Source organism: Coleofasciculus sp. (assembly GCF_046539235.1).
Lineage (GTDB): Bacteria > Cyanobacteriota > Cyanobacteriia > Cyanobacteriales > Coleofasciculaceae > Coleofasciculus.
Genome location: NZ_JBKHHI010000012.1, coordinates 25,903 through 34,493, shown reverse-complemented (window position 1 = coordinate 34,493; position 8,591 = coordinate 25,903). Strand labels below are relative to the sequence as shown.

Genomic DNA, 8,591 nt, shown 5'->3' with positions numbered 1-8,591 from the left:
ACCGGGTTTGGTAACCGGGTTTGGTAACCGGGTTTGGTAACCGGGTTTGGTAACCAAACCCCTACTCAAATCCTCAAACTCAAAACTATGGATCACCAATCCGGGTTAGGATCGATTTTACTTTGGAAATTCTGTCTATGGTGAATGATGCTTATGAAGCGCTACTTATCCCGTCTTGTTGCCCTTGTCCTCGTCGTTGCGATCGCGCTAACAGGGTGTTCGTCCAGCAGTACTGGCTTGGTTGGCAATTATCGCCAAGACACCCTGACTGCCTTGGACTCCTTGAGAGCAGCTATTGAACTACCAGAAGATGCGCCTGATAAGGCAGAGGCTCAGTCAAAAGCGCGTCAAAGCATTAATGAGTATATTTCTCGCTATCGTCGAGATGGCTCTGTCGCTAACCTGAGTTCGTTCTCCACGATGAGAACAGCCCTCAATTCTCTAGCAGGTTACTACAGTTCCTATCCCAATCGTCCCTTACCCCAGAAGCTTAAAGACCGTTTAGAGCAAGAATTCCGGCAGGTGGAACGAGCGATAAGACGCGGCGCTTGACCTGATTTAAAGGGAGATGAGGGAGATGAGGGAGATGAGGGAGATGGGGGAGATGGGGATGTAGAGACGTGCCATGGCACGTCTAGGAGATGGGGGAGATGGGGGAGTTAACTTAACAGTTAGTTCGGGCGGGTTTTGTAGAAACGTTACCATCAATAGCTACAAGAAAATCCCTAAACCCGCCCCTACAGATTCACGCGCCATACCCTCGAACGCCTTGAAGGGTCAAAACTTTCTCCCCTTTCTCATTCATCAAGGTAACCTGAGCACCATTGTCCGGAAACAGGACAAAATGCTCAGAACTACAAAAGAACGTCCTTAACTCTGTCTGGGATAATTTGTCGATTCGTTCGATTGTCTGTTAAGACTAAAGACACCCACTTCATCAACCCCGCCTTGGCTTCGGAGAAGATGGGGATACCCGCGATTAATGTTGTTGTTCTTTTGTGGTTTTTGTCGGAATGTCCAACGGTCTTGTCCCTAGAGGATGGCATTGGCGCTATTATTATCGCTCACTGGTTGCCGCCTTGCTAACGAGTAGCATCATCACTCAATGCTACGTGGCTAAAACGGCTCAAGCTCAAACGGCTGCCTATTGCCACTTTACGGATGATGCGATCGCGCAAAAAGAAAGCCTGCGCCAGGGTGCGATTAAAGGGAACCCAGATTTCAATAACCGCTATAAAGCCATCGTCAAGCAACATGCTGATGTTTTGCGCCAATGTCGCGATCGCACCTTCCCCCAAGACCAAGCAATATGGCTGCGCTTATATGCCTGTGATGTTCGCGCGGGTGCAATTGATGAGATTCTGGATCGGATTGTCAATCGAGGCTACAACAAGGTCTATGTTGAAGTCTTTTCCGATGGTCAAGTCTTACTCCCCGCCTCAGATAACCCCACCCCATGGCCTCCCGTCGTGCGAACGCCGGGATATGAACGGGTCGATTTATTAGCCCAGACGATTCAAAAAGGGCATGAACGGGGATTGCGAGTTTATGCCTGGATGTTCTCGATGAACTTCGGCTACAGGTATGCTCAACGTATAGATCGGCAAGGTGTCTTGGCTCGCAATGGTCGCGGTCAAACCAGTTTATCCTTTGTCCATGACCAGTCCCAAGCTTTTATTGATCCCTATGATAATCAAGCTAAAACCGATTACTACCAACTGGTTCAGGCGGTGACAAAACGTCGTCCTGATGGTGTTTTATTTGACTATATTCGTTATCCGCGTGGCAGTGGCTCAGATTCAGTTGTCACAAAGGTAAAAGATTTATGGATCTATAGTGATGCGTCTCGACAAGCCTTATATAATCGCGCTCTCAATAATCAAGGGCGAGAACTGATTCAGCGCTATGTACAGGATGGTTCGATTAGCCCTAGCGATGTAGAATTAGTCAAGACGCGCTATGCCAACGAATCCACCCCAATGTGGCAAGGGCGATCGCCTTCAAGTTCGGATAATGCAGCAACTTTAAACTGGCAACTGTGGCAGCTTAGTGTGGCTCATGCAGCTCAAGGGGTGTTAAATTTTCTTTCCATGGCAACATTACCCGTTCAACGGGCGGGAATCACAGCCGGAGCCGTATTTTTTCCCGATGGCAATCAAGTGGTAGGACTAGGGGGGTATGATTCTCGACTACAACCTTGGGATCATTTTTCCCCATCTTTAGAGTGGCATCCCATGTCTTATGGTGTTTGCGGTCATACGGGTTGTATCGAGAGCTTAGTTCGACGAGTTGTGGATAAGGCACCCCTGAATACCAAAATCACACCAGCACTAGCTGGAACCTGGGGTAAATCTGTCAGCAATCGCCCCTCTCTAGAAAAGCAGATGCAGGCAATTCGCCAACGAATACCCGGTGTCAGTGGTATTAGCCATTTTGCCTTTTCCTGGCAAGACCCAGAATTTGACCGCGATCGCAAGTTCTGTCGGTTACAGTAAAGTTTGATCAGAAACTTTGTCCAGGCGATTGCTATGGGCGGAGTCGTTCGTAAGGCAAGTGAAACAATAATGGTAACGCTGCAATTGAGGCAAATTAGTGTACCGCCCGGACATCGGGTGCTGTTGTATGAGGTGGGGTGGTCGGAATTTGAAGCTATTTTAGCGGAATTGGGAGAGCATCGCGCTAGTCGAGTGGCTTATTTCGATCATACGTTGGAGATTAGGATGCCTTTGCCGGAACATGAAAAAGCCAAGGTTATTATTGGAGATTTATTAAAGATATTACTAGATGAATTAGAAATTGATTGGGAACCCTTCGGCTCAACAACTTTTAAACGACAAGATATGATGGCTGGAATTGAACCCGATGATTGTTTTTATATCCAAAATGCAGCTCGGATGATTGGGCGAGAAAGTCTGGATTTAACCGTTGATCCGCCGCCTGATTTGGCAATAGAAATAGATGTAACGTCTAAGACTCAGTTAAGTGCTTATCAGGTGTTAGGGGTGCCGGAAATTTGGCGCTATAAGAATCGCCGATTGCAGATTTATGTGTTGCAATCAGGAAAGTATGTTGAATCAGCGACAAGTCCGACGTTTCCTGATTTTCCCGTGATTGAGGAGATTTCTCGCTTTTTAGAGATGGCGCGACTATCGGGAACAAGTCAGGCTTTAAGGGCGTTTCGGCGATGGGTGAGGGACAGGGGAAATTAGCGGTTGCTGAATAAGGGTTGTGGTGGGGTTAGAGAGCAGGGGCAGCAGGGGGAGCAGAGGCAGCAGGGGGAGCAAGGGTACATTTTTCCTGACTCTCTCGCCGTAGGGTCAATAATTGCTCTCATCCTTGTAGTGCGTTTAGCGAAGCCATGCCGCAGGCTTTGCATCTTGCTCGCTACTAATACCCCATTTAAATGCATGACAGCTTAGGACGAGCGTCTCCCTCGCTATTTTACATAGCTTAATGATGTAGTGATTAAACCGTTTCGGGAGGAAACCATCTTCACCCAGATGGCTGACTATGTAGGTGTACGCTATCGCTATGAGTTCACTCATTCAATCTCCCCATCCGAGGGAAAAACCTGCCCATTGTTGCTGACACCAGAACATTTAGCGATAATGCCAAGTGAGTGGATCATACAACTCCATCAAGCAGCTAGCAGTCTTGATCATGAACTCATGAACCAACTCATTGAGAAAATTCCGGCATCTAACGCTCCCTTAGCTGAAGCCCTTGCCCTTATGGTTAATGAGTTTTGGTTTGACACCCTAATGAACCTGACGCAACCCTTTTACCATGAGTAACCCCCAAAATCCAGGCTATGTCTTAATTGTCGATGATCAGCCTAACAATCTGCGTTTGTTATCGACAACTCTAACCGAGGCAGGATATCGGGTAAGAAATGCCATTAGTGCGAAGATGGCATTAATGGGGATCGAAAAGGCTTTACCGCAGCTCATTTTGCTGGATATTATGATGCCTCAAATGGATGGGTATGAACTATGCCAGCACTTAAAATCCAATGAACGCACCCAGCACATTCCCGTCATTTTTTTGAGCGCATTGGATAATGAATGGGATAAAGTAAAAGCCTTTGACGTGGGGGGGACAGACTATATTACGAAACCTTTTCATGTAAAAGAAGTGTTATCGCGGGTGAATAACCAACTGACGATTGTCCGCCAGCAACAGCATATTGTTGAGCAAAATCAGCAATTGCAGTACCAAAATCAACAACTTCAGCAGCTTAACGCAGAGCTAATCCGCTCGAATCAAGACTTAGAAGAATTTGCCCGCATCGCCTCTCATGATTTGCGATCGCCCCTGCAAACAATGAAAGCGTTTGGTCAGCTTTTTTGCCAAAAATACCAGAGTTTGTTGGATGATAAAGCCGCTCACTACATGAATCGAATTTTAGAAGCAGGCGATCGCATGGAACAGCTAATTCAAGATTTGCTGAACTATTCACGAGTCGAGACTCAGGGGGAAGAGTTTGAGCCAACAGACTGTAATCAGGTAGTTGAGTCCGTTTTGGCAAATTTAGACAGTGTAATTCAACAGCAGGATGCTGTGATTACCTGCGAACATTTACCCATCGTCATGGCAGATGGCATCCAACTGGTACAACTGTTTCAAAACTTAATCAGTAATGCCCTCAAATTTTGCTCCCCTGAAGTTGCACCGGAGATTAAAATTGCGGCAGAATTGCGCCAAAAAACGTCTTCATTGAGTGATGAATCCGCTATGGTGTTGCCAAGTACGCCAGAACCCACTCAGGTGAATGAATGGGTGTTTCGGATTGAGGATAATGGGATTGGCATGGAAGCGGCGTATTTTGAACGAATTTTCAAGGTATTCCAACGTCTACATACCAATGAAGAATATCCAGGTACAGGGATTGGTTTATCGATTTGTCAGAAAATTGTGGAACATCACGGCGGACAAATTTGGGTCGAATCATCTCTGGGAGTTGGAACAACCTTTTATTTCACGATTCCAGCCTTATTAACTCCGGAGGCGGGGAAACAGGGGGAGTAGGTAGGGTACTGTTGAATAAGTGTGTGGTGAGGGGGAGCGGGGGTATCCGAGATCCCACAAACCAACACCCATAGAAACCCTGTCTGGGCAATCCACAGGAATAAATATACCGTAGGGGCGACCCGCCTGCATCAATGAACACCACCTATCCACTCAATTGTATCGGGTCGCCCTTTACTCAAACTAAATTGTCAGTGATATGAAATCTAATGGTGCGTTAGCAAAGCGTAACGCACCCTACAGTTTGGTAATAATTTTACGGCAATTGTGTGATAATTTGTCTGGTTGCAAATTGTATTTTTTTTAACGCAGAGGACGCAGAGGTTAACGCAGAGGTTCGCAGAGGAATTGGGGGGGTAGGTGTCTCTATTCTTCGTTCCCTGTCAAACCAAAGATGCCAATGTCGTACAAAATCGCTCAACTTCGGCTTCGGTGTTGTAATAATGAACCGAAGCCCTTAACACAGACGCCAACCCGCGTGCGTCCATATCTAATCGCGTTCCTTGGGCGGAAGAAACCGATGTATTAATCTTTTTTTCACTCAGTAATTGTTTAATTTCACTGGGTTCTTTTCCCTCAACCGTAAAGCTAACAATACCACATTTCTTCTGCCCTAAATCCTGAACCTTCACCCGATCAATATCACTCAGTTGCTCACGCAATCGTTCCGCCAAATGACGAATCCGATGCTCAATCGCTGCCAGCCCCCAATTTAAGGCATAATCAACCGCCACCCCTAACCCAATTTTACCTGCATAGTTGGTTTCCCAATTTTCAAACCGACGGGCATCGGCACGAATTTTAAATGTATCCCGACTCAGCCATTCAGCAGCCTGCATATCCAAAAAGGGCGGTTCTAATTGCTCAATCACCTCTTCTCTGACATATAAAAATCCAGTGCCTCTGGGTCCGCGTAAGTATTTACGTCCCGTCGCTGAGAGCAGATCACAGCCAATTTCATTGACATCAATGGGCATTTGCCCCACCGATTGACAGGCGTCGAGTAAATATAAAATACCAGCGTCTTTTGCTACTTTTCCAACTGCTGCGGCTGGGTTAACTAACCCCCCATTCGTGGCAACATGGGTAATCGCAATTAACTTCACCTGCTGATCAATCGCTTGCCGTAATTTAGGAATAGAAATTTGCCCAAATTCATCATTAGGAATCACCTCAATGGTTGCCCCTGTCTTCCGAGCAACTTGCAGAAACGCAATAAAATTACTACCATATTCCGATACACCAGTAAGGATGCGATCGCCTTTTTTCAAAGGTATGCTATAAAACCCCATATCCCAAGCTCTGGTGGCATTCTCAATCAGGGCAACTTCCTGGCGCTGACAGCCTAACAGCGTCGCCACGGCATCATATACCCGTTCCACTGCCTCAAATTGCTGTGCTGCCGCTTCATAGCCACCAATTTGGGCTTCTAACTGTAAATGCCCGACAACGGCATCTAAAACCGACTGCGGCATTAATGCTGCACCCGCATTATTAAAATGTAAAACCGTCTCACAGCCCGGTGTGTCTTGACGGGCGCGTTGCCAATCCAATTTCATGATCAAAAACTATGTTACCTTAGAAAGGTTGTCAAAAATCGCACATTCAGGATTTCGGGTGTTTCCCTAAGGAAATCCGCCTGAATGGAGGATAAACCCGAATAAGGAGTTTAAATCAATTATGCCAGTTGTTTCTTTGGCTCAAATGATGGAAGCCGGGGTTCACTTTGGTCACCAGACCCGCCGTTGGAATCCTCGCATGGATCAGTACATTTATACTGCCCGAAATGGGGTTCATATCATTGACTTGGTGCAAACAGCCCAGTTGATGGAAGAAGCCTACAGCTACATGCGAACCGCCGCCGAACAAGGAAAACGGTGTCTGTTTGTCGGTACCAAGCGGCAAGCCGCCGGAATTATTGCCCAAGAAGCCAGTCGTTGTGGCGCATACTACGTCAACCAACGCTGGTTGGGAGGAATGTTAACCAACTGGGAAACGATTAAAGGGCGGGTTGAACGACTCAAAGAACTGGAACGCCGGGAAGAAAGTGGTGCCCTTGACCTCTTGCCGAAAAAAGAAGCCGCCGTACTGCGCCGGGAATTAGGCAAGCTGCAAAAATATCTAGGTGGTATCAAAATGATGCGGCGCATCCCCGACATTGTGGTAATTATTGACCAGCGCCGGGAATACAATGCCATCAAAGAATGTGAAAAACTCAGCATTCCCGTCGTCTCGATGCTAGATACCAATTGTGACCCGGATGTGGTGGATATTCCGATTCCCGCCAATGATGATGCGATTCGGTCGATTAAACTGATCATTGGTAAGTTAGCCGATGCCATCTATGAAGGGCGTCACGGGGAACTGGAGACAGAGGACGAGCAAGAGTTTGCCGAAGCCATAGAGGAGATGGAAGACGAATACAGCGAGGAAGATATGGACTCCTTTGAGTCAGACGAGGAAAGCGAGGAGAGTGCTTCAGAAGGCGAGGACAGTGAAGAATAAGCGGCGATTTCAAGCTCACCCGATACACTGGGGTTATCTGTCCGTTGTTCACTGGCACTGAGTAGTTACCAAACCGGAGTAATGGTTAGACTTACCGATTTGCTCCGGTTTTTGTCCGATTTGTTCCAAGATAGTGCTAATCGTTAACACGACAAACAACAAAGGAGGAATAAAGGCAAGATGGCGGAAATATCAGCAAAACTCGTCAAAGAGTTACGGGAAAAAACTGGCGCAGGCATGATGGACTGCAAAAAAGCGCTCAAAGAAAATGAGGGCGATATGAACAAAGCCATCGAATGGCTGCGTCAGAAAGGAATTGCCTCAGCTGAGAAAAAATCCGGTCGGATGGCGGCTGAAGGGATTATAGGTAGCTATATCCACACTGGGGGACGAGTTGGTGTCTTAGTGGAAGTCAACTGCGAGACTGATTTTGTTGCCCGTCGTGAGGAATTCCAAGCCTTAGTTAAGGATATCGCCATGCAAGTGGCGGCTTGTCCGAATGTTGAGTATGTGTCGGTGGAGGATATTCCTGACACGATTACTCAACGAGAAAAAGAAATTGAGATGGGGCGCGATGACTTGGCGAAGAAACCGGACAATATTAAAGAGAAGATTGTTCAGGGTCGGATTGAGAAACGATTAAAAGAATTATCGTTAATTGACCAACCCTATATCCGGGATCAAAGCAAATCCGTCGAAGAGTTGGTCAAAGAAACCGTTGCTCTGTTGGGGGAAAATATCCAAGTGCGTCGCTTTACCCGCTATGTTCTGGGTGAGGGGATTGAATCATCAGACTAAACTAGGACTTACAAACAGCCTCTATTTGTAGGGTGTGTTAGCGTAGCGTAACGCACCATTATTGATATAGATGGTGTAGCTGCCTAAGTCCTGTAAACGTCGCCTCGCTGAAGCGTTTATTGTAGGGGCGCATGGCGTGCGCCCAATGTAGGGGCGCATAGCGTGCGCCCAATGTAGCGGTGTGACTAAAATAGGGCTTTGTTTGTAGTAAGAACAAAGAGTGCTTCTAACGCATAGCTGGAGAGGGCTAAAGTTCCCTC

9 protein-coding genes are annotated in these 8,591 nt (G+C 46.9%); 8 read left to right on the top strand and 1 reads right to left on the bottom strand.

Annotation, left to right across the window (positions count from 1 at the left end; all coding sequences use genetic code 11):
- The first annotated feature begins 153 nt into the window (after positions 1-153).
- The 6 genes from psb27 to ACLFWI_RS02745 all read left to right on the top strand — a co-directional run bounded on the left by psb27 (position 154) and on the right by ACLFWI_RS02745 (position 5,028).
- Complete coding sequence (gene psb27, locus ACLFWI_RS02770) at positions 154-552, top strand: photosystem II protein Psb27 (RefSeq protein ID WP_446392055.1); 399 nt, start codon at positions 154-156, stop codon at positions 550-552.
- A gap of 73 nt (positions 553-625) precedes the next feature.
- The gene (locus tag ACLFWI_RS02765) at positions 626-874 is read left to right on the top strand and encodes a hypothetical protein (RefSeq protein WP_446411641.1); all 249 of its coding nucleotides are present in this window, start codon (positions 626-628) and stop codon (positions 872-874) included.
- A gap of 139 nt (positions 875-1,013) precedes the next feature.
- Complete coding sequence (locus tag ACLFWI_RS02760) at positions 1,014-2,495, top strand: family 10 glycosylhydrolase (RefSeq protein ID WP_446411640.1); 1,482 nt, start codon at positions 1,014-1,016, stop codon at positions 2,493-2,495.
- A 69-nt stretch (positions 2,496-2,564) separates the two neighbouring features.
- Positions 2,565-3,209 carry a Uma2 family endonuclease gene (locus ACLFWI_RS02755; RefSeq protein WP_446411642.1) on the top strand — a complete coding sequence of 215 codons (645 nt, stop codon included), beginning with the start codon at positions 2,565-2,567 and terminating at the stop codon, positions 3,207-3,209.
- Between the two features lie 252 nt (positions 3,210-3,461).
- Positions 3,462-3,794, top strand: coding sequence for a hypothetical protein (locus tag ACLFWI_RS02750; protein ID WP_446411639.1), 333 nt, complete (start codon positions 3,462-3,464; stop codon positions 3,792-3,794).
- Positions 3,787-5,028, top strand: coding sequence for a sensor histidine kinase (locus tag ACLFWI_RS02745; RefSeq protein ID WP_446411638.1), 1,242 nt, complete (start codon positions 3,787-3,789; stop codon positions 5,026-5,028). Before ACLFWI_RS02750 ends, ACLFWI_RS02745 begins: the two co-directional genes overlap by 8 nt.
- Before the next feature lie 383 nt (positions 5,029-5,411).
- Here ACLFWI_RS02745 and ACLFWI_RS02740 read toward each other — a convergent pair whose 3' ends face one another.
- Positions 5,412-6,587 (bottom strand): aminotransferase class V-fold PLP-dependent enzyme, encoded by a 1,176-nt coding sequence (locus ACLFWI_RS02740; RefSeq protein ID WP_446411637.1) that lies wholly within the window; start codon positions 6,585-6,587, stop codon positions 5,412-5,414.
- A 121-nt stretch (positions 6,588-6,708) separates the two neighbouring features.
- Between ACLFWI_RS02740 and rpsB the strand changes: the two genes are divergently transcribed.
- Together rpsB and tsf are read left to right on the top strand one after the other, a co-directional pair.
- A complete protein-coding gene (rpsB, locus tag ACLFWI_RS02735; protein ID WP_446411636.1) occupies positions 6,709-7,533 on the top strand; it encodes a 30S ribosomal protein S2 in 825 nt (274 codons plus the stop codon).
- Positions 7,534-7,713: 180 nt separating this feature from the next.
- Entirely contained in the window at positions 7,714-8,331 is a 618-nt protein-coding gene (gene tsf, locus ACLFWI_RS02730) for a translation elongation factor Ts (protein WP_446411635.1), read from the top strand.
- Positions 8,332-8,591: the final 260 nt, after the last annotated feature.